General features: G+C 62.8%; 17 protein-coding genes. 6 read left to right on the top strand and 11 right to left on the bottom strand.

What is annotated here, in order from left to right:
* Positions 1 to 547 precede the first annotated feature (547 nt).
* Positions 548 to 1,207 (top strand): protein-L-isoaspartate O-methyltransferase family protein, encoded by a 660-nt coding sequence (locus ABIC75_RS15760; RefSeq protein WP_354014828.1) that lies wholly within the window; start codon positions 548 to 550, stop codon positions 1,205 to 1,207.
* A 27-nt stretch (positions 1,208 to 1,234) separates the two neighbouring features.
* Positions 1,235 to 2,569 carry a TolC family outer membrane protein gene (locus ABIC75_RS15755; RefSeq protein ID WP_354014827.1) on the top strand — a complete coding sequence of 445 codons (1,335 nt, stop codon included), beginning with the start codon at positions 1,235 to 1,237 and terminating at the stop codon, positions 2,567 to 2,569.
* An 82-nt stretch (positions 2,570 to 2,651) separates the two neighbouring features.
* Here the strand turns inward: ABIC75_RS15755 and waaA are convergent, their stop codons facing one another.
* Positions 2,652 to 3,917 carry a lipid IV(A) 3-deoxy-D-manno-octulosonic acid transferase gene (waaA, locus tag ABIC75_RS15750; protein WP_354014826.1) on the bottom strand — a complete coding sequence of 422 codons (1,266 nt, stop codon included), beginning with the start codon at positions 3,915 to 3,917 and terminating at the stop codon, positions 2,652 to 2,654.
* A 109-nt stretch (positions 3,918 to 4,026) separates the two neighbouring features.
* On the opposite strand from waaA, the gene lpxL reads away from it, so the two are divergent.
* Both lpxL and ABIC75_RS15740 read left to right on the top strand, forming a co-directional pair.
* Entirely contained in the window at positions 4,027 to 4,944 is a 918-nt protein-coding gene (lpxL, locus tag ABIC75_RS15745) for an LpxL/LpxP family Kdo(2)-lipid IV(A) lauroyl/palmitoleoyl acyltransferase (RefSeq protein WP_354014825.1), read from the top strand.
* A gap of 94 nt (positions 4,945 to 5,038) precedes the next feature.
* The gene (locus ABIC75_RS15740) at positions 5,039 to 5,953 is read left to right on the top strand and encodes a VirK/YbjX family protein (RefSeq protein WP_354014824.1); all 915 of its coding nucleotides are present in this window, start codon (positions 5,039 to 5,041) and stop codon (positions 5,951 to 5,953) included.
* Between the two features lie 51 nt (positions 5,954 to 6,004).
* On the opposite strand, the gene ABIC75_RS15735 is transcribed toward ABIC75_RS15740, so the two are convergent.
* From ABIC75_RS15735 to ABIC75_RS15715, 5 genes are all read right to left on the bottom strand, one after another.
* Complete coding sequence (locus tag ABIC75_RS15735; protein ID WP_354014823.1) at positions 6,005 to 8,293, bottom strand: S53 family peptidase; 2,289 nt, start codon at positions 8,291 to 8,293, stop codon at positions 6,005 to 6,007.
* Between the two features lie 550 nt (positions 8,294 to 8,843).
* On the bottom strand, positions 8,844 to 9,623 hold the full coding sequence (locus ABIC75_RS15730; RefSeq protein WP_354014822.1) for a glycosyltransferase family 2 protein: 780 nt from the start codon (positions 9,621 to 9,623) through the stop codon (positions 8,844 to 8,846).
* Positions 9,620 to 10,888: an O-antigen ligase family protein gene (locus ABIC75_RS15725; protein WP_354014821.1), complete on the bottom strand. Its 1,269-nt coding sequence runs from the start codon at positions 10,886 to 10,888 to the stop codon at positions 9,620 to 9,622. The genes ABIC75_RS15730 and ABIC75_RS15725 overlap by 4 nt, the downstream gene beginning before the upstream one ends.
* 60 nt (positions 10,889 to 10,948) lie before the next feature.
* A complete protein-coding gene (locus ABIC75_RS15720; RefSeq protein WP_354014820.1) occupies positions 10,949 to 12,076 on the bottom strand; it encodes a glycosyltransferase in 1,128 nt (375 codons plus the stop codon).
* Between the two features lie 97 nt (positions 12,077 to 12,173).
* On the bottom strand, positions 12,174 to 12,380 hold the full coding sequence (locus tag ABIC75_RS15715) for a zinc-finger domain-containing protein (RefSeq protein WP_354014819.1): 207 nt from the start codon (positions 12,378 to 12,380) through the stop codon (positions 12,174 to 12,176).
* Positions 12,381 to 12,615: 235 nt separating this feature from the next.
* Between ABIC75_RS15715 and ABIC75_RS15710 the strand changes: the two genes are divergently transcribed.
* Positions 12,616 to 13,872, top strand: a complete 1,257-nt coding sequence (locus ABIC75_RS15710; protein ID WP_354014818.1) for a Yip1 family protein — start codon at positions 12,616 to 12,618, stop codon at positions 13,870 to 13,872.
* Positions 13,873 to 13,933: 61 nt separating this feature from the next.
* Here the strand turns inward: ABIC75_RS15710 and ABIC75_RS15705 are convergent, their stop codons facing one another.
* Both ABIC75_RS15705 and ABIC75_RS15700 read right to left on the bottom strand, forming a co-directional pair.
* Positions 13,934 to 14,527 carry a YceI family protein gene (locus ABIC75_RS15705; RefSeq protein ID WP_354014817.1) on the bottom strand — a complete coding sequence of 198 codons (594 nt, stop codon included), beginning with the start codon at positions 14,525 to 14,527 and terminating at the stop codon, positions 13,934 to 13,936.
* Between the two features lie 52 nt (positions 14,528 to 14,579).
* Positions 14,580 to 15,173, bottom strand: coding sequence for a malonic semialdehyde reductase (locus ABIC75_RS15700; protein ID WP_354014816.1), 594 nt, complete (start codon positions 15,171 to 15,173; stop codon positions 14,580 to 14,582).
* 134 nt (positions 15,174 to 15,307) lie between these two features.
* Here ABIC75_RS15700 and ABIC75_RS15695 point away from each other — a divergent pair, with 134 nt between their 5' ends.
* Positions 15,308 to 16,309, top strand: a complete 1,002-nt coding sequence (locus ABIC75_RS15695; protein WP_354014815.1) for a mitochondrial fission ELM1 family protein — start codon at positions 15,308 to 15,310, stop codon at positions 16,307 to 16,309.
* On the opposite strand, the gene ABIC75_RS15690 is transcribed toward ABIC75_RS15695, so the two are convergent.
* The 3 genes from ABIC75_RS15690 to ABIC75_RS15680 form a co-directional block, all read right to left on the bottom strand.
* Positions 16,270 to 16,572: a hypothetical protein gene (locus tag ABIC75_RS15690; protein ID WP_354014814.1), complete on the bottom strand. Its 303-nt coding sequence runs from the start codon at positions 16,570 to 16,572 to the stop codon at positions 16,270 to 16,272. The genes ABIC75_RS15695 and ABIC75_RS15690 overlap by 40 nt on opposite strands.
* A gap of 1,386 nt (positions 16,573 to 17,958) precedes the next feature.
* On the bottom strand, positions 17,959 to 18,429 hold the full coding sequence (locus ABIC75_RS15685; protein ID WP_354014813.1) for a hypothetical protein: 471 nt from the start codon (positions 18,427 to 18,429) through the stop codon (positions 17,959 to 17,961).
* Positions 18,430 to 19,267: 838 nt separating this feature from the next.
* The gene (locus tag ABIC75_RS15680; RefSeq protein ID WP_354014812.1) at positions 19,268 to 20,623 is read right to left on the bottom strand and encodes a DUF6531 domain-containing protein; all 1,356 of its coding nucleotides are present in this window, start codon (positions 20,621 to 20,623) and stop codon (positions 19,268 to 19,270) included.
* Between the last annotated feature and the right edge of the window lie 19 nt (positions 20,624 to 20,642).

The raw sequence follows: 20,642 nt of genomic DNA, 5'->3' as shown, positions 1-20,642 counted from the left end.
TTTCCATGGCCAAGATACACGGCTTCCATCATGTCCACCACTATCTCAGAACTTTCGCTCAGCCCGGCGTACCGACTCGCCCAGCGCTCGCTTGCCTCCTGGCTCGAGCACGGGCACTCCGGAGCGCGCCGGGCGGCATTTATCGCCCGTGCGGCGCTATCGGGGCTGGACGCCACGGAACGCAGTCGTATCGCCCGCTGGCTGGCCTGGCTGCAGGTGGCGGCGCAAAGTCGCGGCGCCATCTCGCCTGAGGGCCGTATCCAGCGCCTTGACGCAACCTTGCATCAGGCCATGCAAGATGCACTTACACGACTCCCCGGTCAGACGGTGGTCGCGCGCACGGGGAACCATAGGCGCAGTGCCTGAGCGTTTTGCAACGAAGTGTCCGCGGACACCGCGCCACACATGACTTCCGTCAACCAAGCGCGATGACTTCCGGCACTTCGTGCCGTTTGTACGAACCCGCAGGCTTTGCACATTGTCGGAAGATGGCTAAGCGCTTATCCTTTTTAGCCTTTTTTCCGATCCGAATTAGGACCAAAGCAACATGGCGATGAACTTCGAACAGGCGCGACTGAACATGGTGGAAAACCAGGTGCGCCCCTGGGAGGTGCTGGATGCCCGCGTACTCGACGTGCTGGGCACCGTGCGCCGCGAGGACTTCGTTGCCCCGGAGCATCGCAAGCTGGCGTTCGCCGACCTGTGCCTGCCGCTGGGTCATGGCGAAGTGATGATGAAGCCGGTGGTCGAGGGCCGCGTGCTGCAGGCGCTGGAACTCACGCCGAACGACCAGGTGCTGGAAATCGGCACGGGTTCGGGTTTCCTCACCGCCTGCATGGCCAAGCTGTCGGCACACGTCACCAGCCTGGACATCCATGCTGATTTCGTCGCCGCCGCAGGCCAGCGACTGGCCGGCGCGGGCATCGACAACGTGAGGCTCGAAGTGGGCGAAGCGGTGAATGGCTGGCAGCCGAACGGCCTGTTCGACGCGCTGGTTGTCACCGGCGCCGTGTACCAGATTCCGCAGCGCTTCCTGGGCTGGCTCAAGCCCGGCGGCCGCGTGCTGGTGGTGCGTGGCGAGTCGCCCGTGCAGCATGTGCTCCTGCTTACCCATGAAGGCAACGGCCGTTATCGCGAAGAGTCGCTGTTTGAAACCGACCTGCCGTACCTGAAGCACGCCGAGCCGCCGCGTCGCTTCGTTTTCTGACCTATTTCCCCATACATGAGGCAACCCATGCGCTTGAAGCTTCTGACCCTCGCCCTGGCCCTGTCGGCGTTCCCGCTGGCCGGCCACAGCGAGGACTTGCTGGATGCATACCGAGAAGCCCGCGCCAATGACCCGGTGCTGTCGCAGGCGGAAGCTACCCGCCTGGCCACCGGTGAGGGCGTCACTCAGGCGCGTGCGTTGATGCTGCCCCAGCTCAATGGCAGCTACGGCCTGCAACAGCAGTCGGCCGGCAACAACATTGCCAATGGCACCATCACGGGCTCCAGCTACGGCCATTCGCGCACCCGCGACATGTCGGCCACGCTGACCCAGTCGGTGGTTGACCTGAGCCAGTGGGCCAACCTGGCGGCGGCCCGCTCGGCGGCCCGCTCGCAGGACGCGACCTATGACGCGGCTGCGCAGAACCTCTACGTGCGTGTCACCACGGCCTACTTCGGCGTGCTGACCAGCCAGGATGCCCTGATATTCGCCAAGGCCAGCGAAGACTCCTTCAAGCAGGCCTACGACCAGGCCGACCAGCGCTTCAAGGTGGGCCTGTCTGCCATCACCGACGTGTATCAGGCGAAGTCGGAATACGAGCTGGCCAAGGCCCAGACCGTCGCCGCGCAGAACACGCTCAACGACGCCAAGGAAGCCCTCACCCAGATCACCGGCAAGCCGGTGGGCGACCTGAAGAAGCTTCGCGAAGACCTGCCGCTGACGCCACCCAACCCGGCCGATCCGGACGCCTGGGTGCAGGCTGCCCTGCAGTCCAACGCCACCATCCACGCCAGCCAGTACAGCGTGCAGGCCGCCGAGCACGACATCGACGCCGCCCGCGCCGGCCATCTGCCGACCATCAGTGCTTCGGTCTCGCGCGGCAAGGACACCACCTGGCTCGAGCACGGCAACTACAACGTGCCCGGCAACGGCGCCTATGGCACCACAGTCGGCATCTCGATGAATATCCCGATCTTCTCGGGCGGCGCCACGCAGTCCCGCGTCCGCCAGTCGATCTACCAGCGCGACGAAGCCCAGGATTCGCTGGAGTCCACGCGCCGCCAGGTGGTTCGCGATACGTTGAACTTCTACCGCTCGGTCGCCGCCGGCATCAGCCAGGTGGAAGCCAACAAGGCCTCGGTGGAATCGGGCCAGAAGGCGCTGGAAGCTACGCGTGCGGGTTTCGACGTGGGCACCCAGACCATGCTGAACGTGCTCAACGCGATTCAGACGCTGACCCAGGCCGAGAGCAGCTACTCGCAGTCGCGCCATCAGCTGGTGCTCGACCAGTTGCAGCTCAAGCAGTCGGCGGGTTCCATCGACGTGAAGGACGTGGAGCTGGTCAACGCGATGCTGCAGTAACGCATAACGCACGCGCTGGAAACGACAAGGCCGGGCATGTCCCGGCCTTGTTGCATTCAAGCATGGGAAGACGTCTGGACGTCTATTCCTGCAGCAGGTTGTCGATCATGCCCATGACACGCTTCACCGCACCGCGCTCGCTATCGAACACGATGCGTGCCGCATCGCCCATGCGCGTACGCTGCGGCGGATCGCGCAGCAGTTGAAGCACCACCGGCCCCAGCTCCTCGGCGCTGTTCACGCGCGACGCGCCGCCCTCGCGGATCAGAGTGAGCGTGATCTCCTCGAAATTGAAGGTGTGCGGCCCCACCAGCACCGGCGTGGAGAGCGCGGCCGGCTCCAGCACGTTGTGGCCGCCAATCGGCACCAGGCTGCCCCCCACGAAGGCCAGATCAGAGGCGGCATAGAACGGCATCAATTCGCCCATCGCATCGATCACGAACACCTGGTGCGCCGCCGACGGCACGCGATCGGCGCTGCGCGTGCCCACGGTGAAGCCAAGGCTGCGCGCCGAATTCTCCACCAGCTTGAAGCGCTCGGGGTGGCGCGGCGCGATCAGCAGCAAGGCATCGGGCCAGCGCGTGAGCACTTCGAGGTGCGCCTCAAGCACGGGCAATTCCTCGCCCTCGTGCGTGCTGCCGGCGATCCACACGGGACGCAGGCGCCCCCATTGCTCGCGCAGCTCCTCGCCCTTGCGTTCCGCATCGTAAGGCACCGGCATGTCGAATTTCATGTTGCCGGCAACCACGATCTTGTCGGGATCGGCGCCCAACGCACGATAGCGCGACGCATCGGTGAGCGATTGCGCGGCGATCTGATAGACGCAACGCATCGCATGCCTGACCAGGCTGCCCAGCGGCTTGTAGCCGCGCAGCGAGCGTTCGGAGAGACGGGCGTTGACGATCATCAGCGGAATACTTCGGCGCCAGCAGGCGCGGTACAGATTCGGCCAGATCTCGGTTTCCACGATGATGGCCAGGCGTGGCCGCACCCGCTTGAGGAAACGCGACACCGAGAACGGCAGGTCGTACGGCAGGTACACATGGAAAACGCTGTCGCCGAACAGCTGGCGCACGCGCTCGGAGCCGGTGGGCGTCACCGTGGTCACCACCAGCGGCGCGTTCGGATAGTCCGTCTGCAACGCCTTGATCAGCGGCTCGGCGGCATTGACCTCGCCCACCGACACGGCGTGCACCCAGAGGCTGCCCGTGATGCCCGATGCCTCGAAGTAGCCGAATCGTTCTCGCCAGCGCTTGTGGTAATCGCCGTAGCGCACGCCACGCGCCATCAGCCGCAAGACGATCAGCGGCGTCACCAGGTACAGGGCGAGGGTGTAGAGATAGCGCAACGGAAAGCCCAGCGGAGTCGGTGCGCCAGTATATCGGCTCGGGCCCGTGGGCCCGGCTGGTCGCTCGCCTCGTTTTGGCTTGTTCCCTACAATGCGTGCGATGCCCGGCATGCCACGTCCCACCTTCTCCCGCTCCCTGCTCGCCCCGACGCACTGGCCCGCGTGGCTGGGTGCCGGCGTGATCTGGCTCATCGCGCGGCTGCCGCGCACTTGGCTGATGGCGTTCGGGCGTGGACTGGGCTGGCTCGTGCAGCGCGTGCCCTCGCCACGGCGGCACGTGGCGGAAGTGAACATCGCGCTGTGCTTTCCGGAGCTGTCCAAACAGGAACAGGCCAAGCTGGTCGATGCGCACCTGCGCGACATCGGCCTGATGATGGCGGAGTTCGCACTGGGCTGGATGGGTAGCGAACGCGCCATCGCCAACGTGCCGGTCACTCTCGAAGGTCTCGAACATCTGGAAGCCGCACGCGCGCAAGGCAAGGGCGTGTTGCTCGTCGGCGGCCACTTCTCGCATCTGGAGTTGTGCGCGCGGCTGGTCTCCCAGCGCATCCGCATCTCGGGCATGTATCGGCGCATGGATTCAGCGGTGTTCGAATTCGCCGTGTTGCGCGCGCGCCTGGATTACGCCGAGGCGATGTTCGAGAAGGACGATATCCGCGGCACCGTGAAGCATCTGCGCAACGGCGGCACGCTGTGGTACGCGCCCGATCAGGATATGCGCAGCAAGGACAATGTGTTCGTACCGTTCTTCGGCGTGCCGGCGGCCACCATCACGGCAACGCATCATCTTGCGAGGCTGTCCGGTGCGCTGGTCATTCCCTTCTATCACCGCCGCCTGCCCGGCAACGCGGGCTACACGCTGAAGCTGGGCGCGCCGCTGGATTCATTTCCCAGCAAGGATCCGCTGGATGACACCGCGCGCGTCAACGTGTGCATCGAGGACATGGTGCGCGCCGCGCCCGAGCAATACCTTTGGGTTCACAAGCGTTTCAAGACGCGTCCGGAAGGCAGCGCTTCCGTCTACTAAAACCTTTCGTAAAGCCGTCGCTTTCGCTGACAGATAGATGACAGTCTGTGCGGGTAAAACAACGCTCGCACATTCCCCACCTATCCGCCCATACATGACTTTCCGGCTGTTTTTGCGCTCGCTGCGCCAACGCCGCGACTGGCGTGGCTCGTCATCCAAACGCCTCGCTGCCGCACTGAAATACATCGCCCGCAGCATGCGCATGGCGCGACGACAGTCTGCGTGGCTGAGCGAGCTGTACGGCTCGCCGCGACTCGTGTCGATCCTTGAGCACGACCCGCGTCTGCATGAGCGTTGGCATCATCACTACATCAATCGCCGCATCGGCCGTGCCGAACGCATGGCCATCGTGAGCGCGCACTACCGCTTCGCGTTCCGGCGACTGCCCGCAGCGATGATGGATGCGGTATACCTGCGCGGCCGCCACGTGCTTGGCACGCTCAACCTCAAGGACGGCAGCGAACTGCAGTTGGAACTGCGCCGACCGACCGGCCGCAGCCGCGAAGGCGAACTCGCGCTATGCCTCGCCAATACGCAAGGACAGGTGTTGTCGTCGACCATCTTCAGCATTGCCGATGAAGGGCGCACGTTGTTGATCGGCTGCCTGCAGGGCGCCGCTCCCGAACTCGGTCGCGAGGCCGTGCGCGAACTCACCAAGCAGTGTTACGGGCTGAGACCGAAGAACCTGTTGCATTCGCTGCTGCTCGCCTTCGGCACCTTCAGCGGCGCCACGCAGATTCGCGGCGTCAGCAACCTGGCGCATCCGTTTGCCGGTGAGGCCGACAAGATCAAGGCCGACTACGACAGCTTCTGGGAGGAATGCCAGGGCGTGCTGCAGCCCGACGGTTTCTTCGCGCTGCCGACCACCGAGCCGGAACGCAGCGAGCTGCAGGTCGAGAGCAAGCATCGCTCCGCCTTCCGTCGCCGTGAGATGCTCCGCCGCGAAGCCTGCGCACGCTTGCTGGCCGCGTTGCGTGACCAGGAACTGCCGTTATCGCAGGCCGCCTGACCCGTCGAAACAACATCCCCGGCGCAAGGCCGGGGATGTCGAGGCTCTCCCTTATTTCACGTTGACGAAGGCCTTCCAGGCCTTGAGCAGATTGTTGGCGTCGACCGAACCCAGCCCGGAGGCGAAGCTCCACCCCGCCTGTGCCGCGAACGCCTCGGTGTTGGCGTTGTACTTGTTGGCATTGGTCGAGGTGAGGCCGAGCTGGATCGGGCCGAGGTAGGAGTTCGGCAGCGTGCCGTAGTAGTAGCAATCGGGCGTCACCACATCGGGCAACTGTTGCACGCATTGCGTCGCGATGCTGCCGCGCGTGACGTTGTGGAACACGCACTTGCCCGTCCCTTTGGCGCCGTTGTCCGAATTGCAGGTCGCCAGCGTGGCCGGCGGCGCGCCCTTCGGGCCGCCGTATTCATCCGCCGCCAACGTATACAGCGTCGGTGCCGCATTGCCCTGGTTGGGCGACAAGCCCTTCGCCGCGAGTCCCTGATCGATCAGCGCCTGGATGCCGGCGAACATCGGCGACGACAGCGACGTGCCGCCAATCAGCGCCGTGCTGCCGGTAAAGCCCGGCGTGCACGGGTAGTAGTACGAGCACACGATCACCCAGGTCGAACCACCGTACGAGCCGCCGAACAGCGCCACGTCAGGCACGTCGCGCGACTGGTCCTTCGCAGCGTTGTAGACCAGCCGCTGCCAGGCCGGCTTGGCATTCACCGACGATGGGCCCCCGCTGCCCGATTCGGACGTGATGTAGTAGCCGTTCGGGTCGAACTGCAGATACGCCTTGCAGAACGCGAGCGAGGTGGCATAGCCCAGCGACTTCGCCGCCACTTCGTTGCCGCAGGATTCGTTCCATGGAATCTCCGGCACGTACGACAGCGCCGAACCGTATTGCGCGTTGAAGGATGCGCTGAAGTATTTCTTGGTGGTGCCATCGAGGATGTCGGCCGTATCGGTGCCACCCACCACCGTGTCGTTGGGCGAGGTGCCGAACGCATTGGCGTCGATGCCTGCGCCGTTGATGAAGAATCCATTGAAGCTCGGGTTGGAACCCGAGTCGCCGCTGGACACGAACACGGAAATGCCTTCCGCATCCGCCTGCGCCCACATCAGGTCGATGGCCGATTTGCTCGCCGAATCGACAAAGCCCTCGCCGTAGCCGTAGCTCGCGCTGATGATGTTGGGACGGTCTGTGCCATTGATCAGGTTGGTCGCTGCCGTGACCACGCCGCCAAAGAAATTGGTGGCATTCGAATCGTCACAACTGGCCAGCCAGATGTTCGCACCGGGCGCCATCGCCGTGGACCACTCCGCATCGAGCAGGGCTTCGAAGTCGTCTTCCCCAGGGAATGCAATGGTCGGGTCGATGCAGTTGGTGAACCCCGTTGCCTGCGGCTGGAATTGCTTGAACGTGCCGCCATAGCTGGTCAGCCCGAACTGGCTCACGAAGTTGGTCCAGTCATCGGGCACCATCGAGCTATCTTCCACCACCGCGATAGTGATACCCGTGCCGGTGAGTCCGCTCGCATAGAGCTTGTCGGTGCCGTAGATCTTCGCCATGTCGTAAGGCACCAGGCCACGCGAACCATTGGTGAAGTTGACCGCCTGCGGCGTCAGGCCGACGGCGGCCGTCTTCGGTTGCTGCACCGTGAAACGTTGCGAGCTGGCGTTGAACTGGCCGAGCTTCGGCGCGGTGTGCTGCGCTTGCGGATGGATGTCGTTGAGGCCCGCCACGCCCGCCACCACGCCCTGCAGCGCCTGCGGAATGCTGATGTCACTGGCATTGGCCACGTGCGCCGTGTTGTTGATGGTGTAGTGGTTCATCTGCGTGCGGAAGGCGCGCTTCACCTGCCCCGCGTTGCCGCTGAAGTCGATCTGCATCTTGTTGGGATAGACACCGTTGACGGTGAAACCCTGCGACTTCAACCATGCGCTGACGGCGGCGACATCCGCATCCGAAACGCCGAACGTCTGGCCGAATTGCGCCGGGGTCACCCACTGGCGGAACTTCGACGACGTCGGATCGTGCTGGGCAGATATCAGTGCGTCCAGGGCAACCTGCCGCTTGGCACTGCGCTGCAGTACCAGATTCATGTGATTCATGGGCGCCGCATCGTCCACGGCCTTGGTCGGCGTGGCGCGGTCGACGAGGCTCAGATGGCTGCGCTGCAGCGTCGATGTCGCGCGATTATCGACTGTCTGCGTCACCCGTGGCGCTTCGGCTGTGTTGATGCCCGCCAGCGCCGCGTCTTGGGCGGAACCCGCTTGTGCCGATGCAACGATCGGCGTGCCTGCAAGGACCAAGGTCATGGCCGCCAGCAGGTTCAGGTGCTCGTGTTTCATGCAATGTCTCCCTGATGTGATCCATTGAGAACAAGCCCCCCGTTTCGGTTTGCCACCGCTGTTTTCTTCCTGACCTCCTTTCCGATTCGCGCTGTGCAGCAGACAAACGCTCCCGTCACGTCGCCAAAGCGGCGACGTGCTTTCGTTGCAATGAAAAATCACCCCAAACGGCGCGAGAGTGAGCTACCTCGCGATGACACCCCACCAAACCACGCGAGTGTAGGTACGCAGTGGAAGCCGCCACAATGCGGCCCGATGGAAAACGTGCGCTGCATCGTGACGGGAACGTTCATGCCATCAGAATCATCGTGTTGCGCCGTACTCGCGCGTTGTTTCAACACGACGGCAAGCATGACCTGCCTCACGCAATTTCGTTCGTCCAAATCGATGGATTGACGGAGGGTTCACGAGGTAAGGGCGCCAAAGCGCCCGCGCGCATCGATGAAAGGAATTTCGTCCATGCAAGAGTTTGCGATGGGTCGTACAGCTATCTAAACGTCCACTGAATTCAGCGGAAAGTGCCCTTCAAACATAGTCTCGTGCTTCGCGACTAACGCTGCTTGTTGCGCGCTTGGCGCGTCGCCTGTTCGCGTGCCTCGTGCAGCTTGGCGTACTTGAGAAAAGCGTAGAACGCGCCGGTCACGCTGGCGATGAAACCGGCCCAGCCATTGAGGAAGTAGCGCTTGCCGATGTACTGGCGCAGGAAGAACACCGGCGGATAGAACACCATGCGCAGTCCGGTGAAGCGCTGCCGCGTGCGCAACTTGTAGGCCACCATGCCGGTGGTATAGCGATTGATCTTTTCGACGCGCGTGGCGATGTCGCCATCACCATCGTTGACGAAATCGGCGCGCCGCAGCGTCTTCACCGGGCCGCGAACTTCCACGGCCGCGTGGACATCGACATCGTTCATGCCGCCGCGGCGGCGATCGAACAGGCGTAGGTGACCGTTGCGCCAGCTCCAGCGGTGCTGCACCGTCCAGAACATGCGTTCGCGTCGCGGCAGGCGGAAGCCGGCGTGCGTCGGGTGCACCAGGGCACGCTCGATCTCCTCGCGTGTGCCGGGCGAGAGGATTTCATCGGCGTCGAGGTTGAGGATCCAGTCGTGACTGGCCATGTCGTAGGCGCGCTGCTTCTGCGGGCCGTAGTCGTCGAAGGGATGCACCGCGATGCGTGCGCCGTGCTTGCGCGCGATGGCCACGGTGTCGTCGGTCGAGCCCGAATCGAGCACCACGATTTCCTCGGCCCAGTCCACCTCGCTGAGGCAGGCATCGAGCGTGTCCGCGTTGTTGAAGGTGATCACCACTACCGACAACGGCTCGCGTGTCATGCCGCCTCTCCGCGCGACGGATGCACATACAGCGCCGCACACCACAGGCCCAGCAACCACGCGAACAGCAAACCCCACCAGGCCGAATAGAAAGCCAGATGCGTGTTGAGCGGGAACAGCATCGCCCCCAGGGCGAGCGTGGCTGGAAAGGCGCGCGTTCGTGCAGCCTCGCCCACCCGTCGCCAGGCGATGACCGCCCATCCCAGGGCCGCCAACCAACAGGCCATGCCCAACGAGCCCGTTTCCGTAAGTACCTCGAGCAGCCATTGATGGGCATGGCAGGCGCCTTCGCCAACGCCGCAGGCATCGCCGGTAACTACGAAACGGTCATTGGCTGGTGCATAGGTGGGATAGGCATAGCGGTAGGCGCGCACGCCCACACCATTGATGGGATGCCCCTCGAACATCGCCACGCTGGTGCGCCAGATATCCAGGCGACCGCTCAGTGCCCAATCGACCGACTTGTCCGAGCCTTGCAGCGCCTGCAGCGTGCGATCGATGCGTAGCTGGAATCGTTCGGAGGTTTTCCAGGCGATGCCGCCGGCCAGCAGGATCACCACGACCAGGGCACTGGCAGCGGCGGCGAACCGAAGAGGCGAGCCTGTCACTCGCCACGCGAAACCCAGTGCCACCACGGCGTAGCAAATCCACGAGGCGCGCGAACCCGACATCAGCACCGGCCCCAGCAACAGCACGAAGGCCATGAGCAGCCCCTTGAGGCCAAAGCGCCGCAGCGCCACCCACAACACGAACGGCGCCAGCACCGACAGCGAGGGGCCAAGTTTCAGATTCGCGGCGCCAAAGATGCCGGAAATGCGCTCGGGCTCCGCGTGCCCACCCAGGCTCCAGCCGGTCAGGGCCTGCACCCATGCATCGAGCGCCCAGAACACCACGACGACGGCCGTGGCCAGATAGAGCGCGTCGAGCTTGTCTTCACGCCGGATGGCAAAGCAGGCGTACAAGCCCAACGGCACGTAGCGAAGCAGCGACGCCACCGTGCCCCAGCTCTTGCCCGGCGCCAACGAGTCCACTGAGGAGATCAATGCGGCTCCGACGTAGGCCGCCAGCAACCACAGCAACAGCTGTGCACCGGCGTGCTCGCGCAAGGCGGACGGATGGCGCACGAACAGCAGCACCACGCCGATCAGGCAAAGAAAGGTTCCCAGCTCGGCGCTGCGCCCGAACGGCAACAGGCCGATCACCAGCCAGAACGGCAGCAAGGGGGAACGCAGGGCGGCCTTCAGGGATGCAGCGAGTGGGCTCATGCGTCGATCAGCAAGGATGATGCGCGCATTGTAGTGAGCCGCCGCGACCGGCGGGCCGCTTCAGGCGGTGACGAGCTCGTCGTACAGGGCCAAGGTGGCCTGCTGCATGTCGGTGAGGCGATAGTTCTGCAGCATCGGGATGGGCGGCGCCACGCGCAGCAGCTCGGCCGCACGCTCCACCAGTCGCTCGCGGTCAGCCGGTGGCACGCGGCCGGCAGGATAGAGCTCGGCCAGCAATTCGCCCACGCCGCCGTGCGCGTAACCCAGCACCGGACGGCACAGCGACAAGGCTTCGATCACGGTGCGACCGAACGATTCGGGCTTGTTCGACAGCTGCAGCACCAGCGAGGAGATGGCATAGATGTCGCGCACGTCGGAACGAGCCGGCGTCATCACCACCTGCTGTTCCAGCCCGCGCGTGCGGACCAGATGGCGCAGCTCTTCCACGTAGGCTTCGCGGCCGGCCTCGATCACGCCCAGCAGCAGCAGGCGTACGTCGATACCACGACGCTTCAGCTCGGCCACCAGCTCGATGGCGTCGTGATGGCCCTTCAGACGTGTGCCACGTCCCGGCAAGGTCAGCAGCGGACCGCCCGCGAGCGCAGGAAATTCGGCGAAGAACGCCTTGCTCCAGTTGTCGTCCGGGCGATGGCCGTACGGAAAGGCGTCCGGATCGATGCCGCGCGGAATCACCCGCACGCGGCCCGGCTCCAGCCACGAGTAGTGGCTGAGCATGAAATCGCGCAGGGTTTGCGACACGGCAATCACGCGCTCGCCGCGCAGCAGGATGGCGCTGTAGCGGCCGGGCGAGTTGAGCCCATGCACGGTCGTCACGAAATGCGGCGCCGGCTTCATGCCCTTGATGGCCCACCAGCCCAGCCAGGCCGGCAGCCGCGAACGAGCATGGACGATGTCGGGCTTGAGCTCACGCAGCAGCTTGCGCAGCGCACCGACCTTCATGAACGTGCCCAGCGACTTGCGGCCGATATCCAGCGTGATGTGACGGCTACCTTCGGCTTCCAGCTGCGACACCATGCGACCGCCGGCCGAAATCACGATGGACTGGTGGCCAGCCTGCACCAAAGCACGAGCAATCTCCAGCGCAGACCGCTCCGCCCCGCCCGATTGCAGGGCAGGGATCAGCTGGACCACGGTCAGAGACCGCGCTGGTGTGGCGACTGCTGACATGATTTGTTCGAAAGGTGCCTTCATTCCTAGAGGCAAGCAGCAATCGTGCCGAAACCAGCACTTGAGATTGTTTCAGATGTAACTTTCGAGACCGAAATCAGTCGCGGAGCACGTAATGCGCGCCGCAATAAGGACATGTGGACTCGCCACCGTCCTCGACGATCGGCAAATAGACCTTCGGATGCGAGTTCCACAACACCATGCCGGGCATCGGACAGGACAGCGGAAGGTCCGAGCGCGTCACTTCGTAACGATTTTCGGCATTCGCCGGGATCAGCGGGGCAGCCGCAGGGGAACGCGACATGGGGTCAAACTCCATCAGGACACCAGACCCATCATGTTAGCAGGCCAACCCGATATCGCGACCCCGCGGGCGCCCGACGACGACCTGGGGCATAGTGCGAGCGACCGATGTCGAGGGGTCCGCCTGAGGCAGAGAATGCGTCACGCCTGACCAGGCGCAGGGGAAAAAACGAACGGCCCGTAATCCGGCCAAGGGCGGACCGCGGGAACATGCTCATCCTGATGAAGGAGCAGTCATGGACTTCGGAAAGATCGTCAGCCGCATCAAGGCCATCCTCAGCTCGCCACAGACCGAGTGGCCCGTCATCGCCGCCGAGCCCGACACCGTGCGCGGCCTTTATCGCAACTACATCTGCATCGTCGCCGCGCTGCCGGTAATCGCCCATTTCATCCGCGGCAGCCTGATTGGCTTCGGCGGCTTTGGCATGCATGCGCACACGCCCATCGGCATGGGATTGCTCGGGCTGATCCTGCACTACCTGCTCGCGCTGGTGGTGACCTACCTGGTGGCACTGATCGTCGATGCGCTCGCGCCCACCTTCGGCGGCACCAAGGACTCGGTGCAGGCGCTCAAGACGGTGGCCTATGCGTGGACCGCCGGATGGGTGGCAGGCATCGCGGTGATCATCCCGTGGATCGGCTGGCTGGTGGGCATCGCGGGCCTGATCTACGGCATCTACCTGCTCTATCTCGGCCTGCCCCACACCATGCGCTGCCCGGCTGAACGCGCGGGCGGCTACACCGCCGTCGTGGTGATCATCGCCATCGTGCTGAGCTGGATCGTGGCGCTCATCGTAGGCGGCATCATTGGCACCGCGGCGCTTACCGGTACCTCCGTGAGCGGCATCCACGTCTCGGGTGACGGCAGCACCGTGACAGTGGATCCGGACAGCACGCTCGGCAAGCTCTCCGCCATGAGCGCCAACACGGCGCGCGCCGAGAAGGATCTGGAGAACGCGCAGAAGTCCGGCGACGTCGCCGCACAGCAGGCTGCGATGGGCAAGATCATGAGCGGCGACGGCAAGACGGTGTCCGTGTCGCTGTCACCCGAAACGCTGCGCGGCTTCCTGCCGGACGAGCTCGACGGCATGAAGCGCAGCGACTTCAACGCCCAGCGCTCCGGCGCGATGGGCATGCAGATCTCCACCGCCCGCGCCAACTACAGCGACGGCAAGGAACGCAGCCTGCAGATCGAGGTGGCCGACACCGGCAACATGCGCGGCATGATGGCCATGGCCAGCGCGATGGCGCCATCGTCCGAGCAGCAGACGGAACACGGCTACCAGAAGACCTATACCGACCACGACCGCCTCGTGCACGAATCGTGGGACACGCAAACCAGGATGGGCGAATTCGGTGTGATCGTGGCCAACCGCTTCAGCGTCAAGGCAAGCGGCAATGCCGAGGACATCGACCAGCTCAAGCAGGCCGTGGGCGACATGGACCTGGACAAGCTCGAATCGCTGAAGAACGAAGGCGTGAGCAGCAACTGACGGCCAAAAGAAAAAGGCCCGCGCCGTGAAGCGCGGGCCTTTCTCACGCCCAGCGTTGGGCTTACTTGGCGGCGTCGGCCTTCGGCACCGACGCCTCGGTGGTGATGCGCACCTTGATCTCGTCGCTCACGTTCGGCACGTAGGCGCCCATGCCAAAGTCCGAACGCTTCAGCGTGGCGGTGGCGTCGAAGCCCACCGTCTGCGTCTTCAGCATCGGATGCTCGCCGCTCTTGTTGAGCGTGGCATCGAGCGTCACCGGCTTGGTCACGCCGTGCACGGTGAGGTCACCCGTGACCTTGTACTTGTTGCCACCCACGGCCTGCACCTTGGTGCTCTTGAAGGTGACGGTCGGGAACTTGTCGGCGTCGAAGAAATCCGGCTTCTTCAGGTGCTCGTCCAGCGCGCTCACGTGCGTGTCGAGGTTGGCCAGCGGCAGCGTCACGTCGACGGACGACTTGGCGGCGTCCTTCTCGTCGAACACCAGGGTGCCCTCGCCCAGGCCGAGGTTGGCGGTGGGGTTGGAGAAACCGAAGTGGTTCCAGCTGAACAGGACCATGGTGTGGCCCGGGTCCAGCTTGTAAGTCACCGGGGCAGCCTGGGCGGACACGGCGGCGCTGACGAGGCCGGCGAGAAGGAGGTAACGAAGTGCACGCATGGGTTGAATCTCCATTGGGTTGGGGGTTGACGGACCGATGCCGATGAAGGCCTCAGGCGATCCGGCAAGCTTCTTCGAACGAGAGGCGCGGGCTGCGCGGGAACAGGTCGCGGCTGGCATCGCCATAGCCGATGTTGACCAGGAAGTTGGACTTCACCGTGGTGCCCGCGAAGAACGCGTTGTCCACACCGGCATTGTCGAAGCCGGACATGGGGCCGCAATCGAGGCCCACCGCACGGGCGGCGAGCATCAGGTAAGCGCCCTGCAGCGAACCATTGCGGAAGGCGGTGACGTCGATCAGCGCCTGGTTGCCGGCGAACCAGCTGCGCGCATCGGCGTGCGGGAACAGCTGGGGCAGCTTTTCGTAGAACTCATGGTCCGTGCCCACGATGGCGGTGACCGGCGCGGCCAGCGTCTTGGCGCGGTTGCCTTCGGAGAGGAACGGCGACAGCTTCTCCTTGGCTTCCTTCGACTTCACGAACACCACACGCATCGGCGAGGAGTTGGCGCTGGTCGGGCCGAACTTGGCGAGTTCGTAGATCTTGTGCAGCTGCTCGTCGGTAACTTCTTTCGGCAGCCACGCGTTGTACGTACGTGCCGTGCGGAACAATTGGTCGAAGGCGGCCTCGGAAAGCATCTCGCTCATGGGTATCCTGTGGGCATGGCGCGCCGACAGCGGCGCAACGTTCTCAAGTGTAAGCGCGGTCGCAGGCAAACAGGACCCAGGCCAATGGAACGAACTGTACCGTCCGGGGAAACAATGCGGCGGGCAACGGTCACATGCTGAAGCCTCGCGGCGACTGCTGGGTGATCACGGACGGCGCGGCCGGCAACCAGCGCCAGGCCCTGGCGCTGGCCGAGCGGCTGGAGATGCCCGTGCGCCACCTGCAGCTCGAACCCGGGGCACCGTGGTCGTGGTTGGCACCCCGCGTCACGCTGGGTGCCCGGCTGGCGCTGGACGCCACACAGCGCCAGCAGTTCGCAGCGCCCTGGCCCGCGGTGGCCATCGGGTGCGGCCGATCCGCCGCGCTCTACACGCGCCTGCTCCGCTCGTTGAGCCGCGGCGCGTGCTACACGGTGCAGATTCTCGATCCGCGCGTGAACCCCGAGCATTGGGACACGGTGATCGCCCCACAGCACGACCAGCTGACCGGCCGCAACGTGATCCGCCCGCTGGGCTCGCTCAATCCGGTGGACGACGCCTGGCTGCAGGATGGCCGCGAGGCCGATCCTGCCTTCGCGGCGCTGCCTCGCCCCCGCGTGGGCGTGCTGTTGGGTGGACCGCGCAAGGGCGTGACCTTCAACGAGAGTTACATCGACCAGTTGATCAGCGGCCTGCACGCCAGGCGCCGCCACGATGGCGGCAGCCTGCTGGTGATGGCATCGCGACGCACGCCACCGGAACTGGTGGAACGCATGCGCCAGGGCCTGGGCGACGTGCCCGGCCTGGTATGGGCCGGCCACGACGACGGCAGCAATCCCTACCCCGGCGTGCTGGGCTGGGCCGACCGGCTCGTGGTCACGCCCGACTCGGTCAACATGCTCTCCGAAGCCTGTGCCGTGGGCTGTCCCGTGCATACCTTCGTGGTGGGCTCGCTACCCGACAAGCTCGCGCGCTTCCACGACGCGCTGCGCAAGGCCGGCCTGCTGCATGCGCTCGACGCCATGAACACGCCGCCCGTCCCCCCGCTTCGCGTAACTGACACCATTGCCACCACACTGCGCGACCTGATCGCGCTGCGTCAGGCCACCGCAATCGGCAAGTTGTCCAGCCACACATAGTCCTTCGCGCCACCGCCGTACTCGCCCAACAGCTGACTGGCTGGGCCATAGACGTAGCGTTGATTGATGGCACTGGGCCACGTGGCGATCTTAGCCACGCGCTCGCCGTTGGCGTTGTACGCATAGGTGTCCACCGTGCCGCCATTGCGCTGCACGGTGATCAAGCGATTCCTGCCGTCGTAGCCGTAACCGAAGCTCTCGCCGCCGATCACGTTGACGGTGGTGTTGCTGTTGGCGTCGTAACTATGCGCGGCATTACCCACGCTGCTTAGCCAGTGCGCGTCAGCTTTGTAGCTATAGGTGCCGCTGGCCAGGCCCGAGGCCGCCTTGCTCAGGCGGTCGCCAGTCTTGTTATACGTGTACGCTTCAATGGCCTTACCGCTGGCGTCTTTGACGCTGCCGAGGCGGTAAAGCGGGTCGTAGGTCTAGCTTTCCGTCGCCGGGTTGGTGCCAGCGGTATTGCCCCCGGTGCTGTCGGCAATGGCGCGGGCGTGTTGGGTCAGTTGGCGCCGGCGCAATGTGGACTGGACGGCTACATGTACCTAGGAGTTATTTATTGATATTGACTATCTCCCCCTTTGCAACATCGCGCCCCTCCCAAAGAGTCCCCCCCCTTTCCAACGAAAAGCTTCGGTATCGCAAGTTCTCGATAGAGAAACTTGACGGGAACCTCATAAACGGAGCCGAGCTCGAGACGCTGTGGCTGATTCGTAATGCCGATGGACGTTGTAGTTCAGCCCACTTTCCACATCGTAGTACTGGCCCGTAACCACACCCTTGATGCCCCCCTGCGCCGATGGCGCTGGCTTTCCTTGATACGACGCGGTTGGCGAGCGCAGCGAGCATGAGGCGACGTGCGTCCTGGCTAAAAATTCCTTGAGGCAGTTCTATGGTTGCGCGCTGAACTCAGAAACTCATCAGTCAGATCAAAGTATCTCGTCCACAACACCGTCGGCGATTGTCCTCAAGTCCCAGAGGATGAAGGGACTTCCAGCTCGGAGCCCTGGTTTTACAAGGCTTGGCGACACGAGCGTAATCGGGACGCGCGCTGTTTGTCCGGGAGTGATAGGGCCAGTCTCATCGAGATACAGCCCGCAGTCGAACTTTTCGCCCTCAAATTCCAAAGGACAACGAAAGATGCCCGAGTTTGTGGGGCCGCGTCTTCCACCCTCGCTTGTAGGATAGAAATGCACTGTCGCAATGAAGTCCGGTCGATGTGTCATGGCTTAGGGCCTTGAGGGAGGCTTGGGAGTGAAAGGCATGGGCGTTCCTGAGCTTAGCCCAGGAAGAAGCTTTGTCGGTATGGTGACAGTGTCAATCCGTCGGTCCACCGTCGTTCGCATCAGCGGAGTGATTGCATCACTCGATATTGAAGATTGAACAATCGTATACGGCTCTTCGTACAAGCCTGTACCGTACAGTTGACTCGCGTAGGACGCGGCACCGTCTGGAGTAGTTGAGAAGTATTTGTTCTCAATTCCTAGAGGGTTCCGAAATGCGCCGCCATTGGCCATCAAATCCTCAAGCTCTGCAGGGCTCACTGCTCGAAATAACGCTGTCGATCTGGCCGCCGTTCCTGTTGCGCCACAGATGGTACGTGAAGGGCGATAACGCGCCTCACTTCTTTCATGTGGGACAAGCGCAAGGGATCAGGATGTTTCCCTTGGCTTGGTGTGTGTTTCGTAGGCGACGTCATCCTGCACAACCACGGCTTTAATGGATTTCGTTGGATCGACGCCAAAAGCTATGGAGTCAGCCCATGCGACTTTGAAGTCGGTCTGCACAGACAAGAGATCGACCGGCTGCAGTTCTTTCAGAACTTTACCAACATCCGTCTTACCCTCCTTAAAAAACCGCTTATCGAGAAAATGCTGGACGGCAGAATACGCCTGCTGGACCGTCAGACCCTCAACAGCGCCTGAGGAACGAAGATCAGCGAGCGTTTGGTCCACTGCTGTCTTCCAATCGTCCTCGATTGCCGGGTCAAGCGGCACACCATCGATCAACGCCATACTGCCCAAGAGCCCAGGCAAGTTATCCCAACCCAACTGCTCATGCAGCGTGGTGAGAAAAGTCACCATCGCCTTAAATACAAGTTGCTCATCCAATATCAGAGCCATCACTGAAACCCTTGTGAGTTCATCTCATCGACCAGGCCTTAAGCCTACTCCTGGAATATAGGTCCAAGGTTGGCTATTCACTCCGCCATTTTGAATAACTCCACCCTGACTGAGGACCCAAACTTGCGATCCATCCGATTGAGATTGCGTGTATACGGAGTTGCCGTAAGCATCTGGTCCACGCAAATAGTCCAGGTTGTTTGCGGTAGAGAGCAGAATATCCCGATTGGCGGAAGTGTCCTCAGCCAAATGGCCGGATGAACTCCGGAAGATGTGTCGAAGGTTTCCGGGGTTTGTTGGAAGTGTGTTAGGTCTCGGACACGAATCCCAGCGCGATTCCTTTCCGATGTCGGTCTCGGGGAAACCCCTCACCAGATTTGGGCCTAGTAGCGGAGCCCAGCTTTCAATCTCGTCATCCTTATCCGGCTCCGGGATGTATTCCTGAAGGCCGAGCGGATCGACTCGGCTCAGCGGATTCCCACCCACACAGGCATACAGGCTCGGTCCTGCGACCAGCCCCGACGGTCGGGCTGATCGTATCCACCAATGGCCGGCTCGTAGTCGCGGTAACCATTGTGGACAAGGCCGCTTTCGGCATCGTAGTACTGGCCGGGTAACCACACCCTTGACGCACCTCTGCGCCTACGGCGGTGACTTTCCTTGATGCGACGCGGTTTGGCGAGCGCAGCGAGCATGAGGCGGCGGTACGTCCTGGCTAAAAATTCCTTGAGATGGTTTTGCGCGCGCCTGCATTCGGAGGCGATTCTCCTTGCATGTGACATCGGTAGCGGAGTATCGCGCTACCGATGTCACGTACCCGTCGTGTTCACCCCAGTCCTTAGCTTTGGGTCAGGGAGCTTGGATCAACCAAGATAATGTCTTCCTGCTCATTATCTATTCCCACGAAATCCAAGTAGTGCTTGTGGTCGAAGGCTTTACCCTCAGACAAAGCATCGGCTTGTGCCGTGAAGAATTTCGCTATGGACCTGAGCTCTTCTGGCGTGGCGACGAAGCTCACCTCGGTGAGCCGAAGTGGTGGCGACGTGATGTCTTCTTGTCGTCCGTAGATCCAGGTACGAGTGACCTTGCTCAAGCGCTGTTGCGAGTCGTAAAGATAGCTAACGGCAAGTCCGCTGGCCGTTAGGCTCTTCGGCCACCAGGTCATCCCGTCTCTAACGTATTGCAGTTTATGGCCGAGCGAATCCGTAACAGTGATGGTGGTGTCGTAGTTTGGCGCGACGACGCGCGCAATGGTTTGTGCGCGACCATCTGCCAACTGCCATCGGACCAGACTACCGTCTGCGCTAAACGTGTATTGCTCGTTGGTGGGCGAGCTATAAGTCCACTGGCCATTGACCTGCTTAAGGTTGCCTTGCTCCGTGGATTCTGGCGAGAGGATGCCGTTGACCAAGGTAAAGATGGATTGACGACCATCCGCATGAACAAGCGCGAACCCTCTTCCATAGGAATCCTGGTCTAGAAACGTATCGTAGGTCGTTAACCAACCGCCAACTGAGCCGTTATAGCGACGTACAAACTGCAGCTCGCCATCCGCGTCGCTGTAATCCTCTTCTTCCTGATACTTATTGCCGCTGGCAATGCTGACGGGATTACCAGCACACGTAACCACGCCGCCCAAAAGAGGCTCTGTAGGGTCGCCTGCTTCCTTGCGATCCTGGTCGTCCGTGGGTTTTTCGCATGCCCCTGTGACTGGGTTGAGCGTCTGCCCCGATGGACAGCTGCTTCGTACACCCAAAACGCCATCGCCGATTGCCAGTGTGCTGGTGCTTCCATCCGGGTAACTGACCAGGACATTGGTGGCACATGAATAGAGTAGTGAGCCTCCTAAGGGATCGGAGTGGGCTGAGTCAAATACGGGCCCTTGGTAGGACAGGACTCGGTAATTGGCACCCCACCCCTGAACGGCTTGGCTGTCCATCGCATAAGCCGTGCGGCAGGCTGCGTCCGCTGTTTGGTAGTGAACGCCCGCATTCGTGATGAACTGTCCGCTGGCCATGTAAAAATAATCGCCGTCTGCAACTGCGGCTTTTGCGCCGCAAGCCATGAACAACGATATCGCGACAGCGTTCGCCAACTTTTTTACTAATGACGCCTTCGCGTCGGTTTCATGCCCCTGAGCAGGGCTTTTCAGACGCCCGCGTGATCGACAATCCGGTGTCTTTGCCACTTCCATGTCTCCCCCAATAACAAGT

The sequence above is a fragment of the Dyella japonica genome, from assembly GCF_040545895.1.
Lineage (GTDB): Bacteria > Pseudomonadota > Gammaproteobacteria > Xanthomonadales > Rhodanobacteraceae > Dyella > Dyella japonica_D.
The sequence above is the reverse complement of the archived record's forward strand: the minus strand, read 5'-3'. Positions and strand labels throughout refer to the sequence as shown.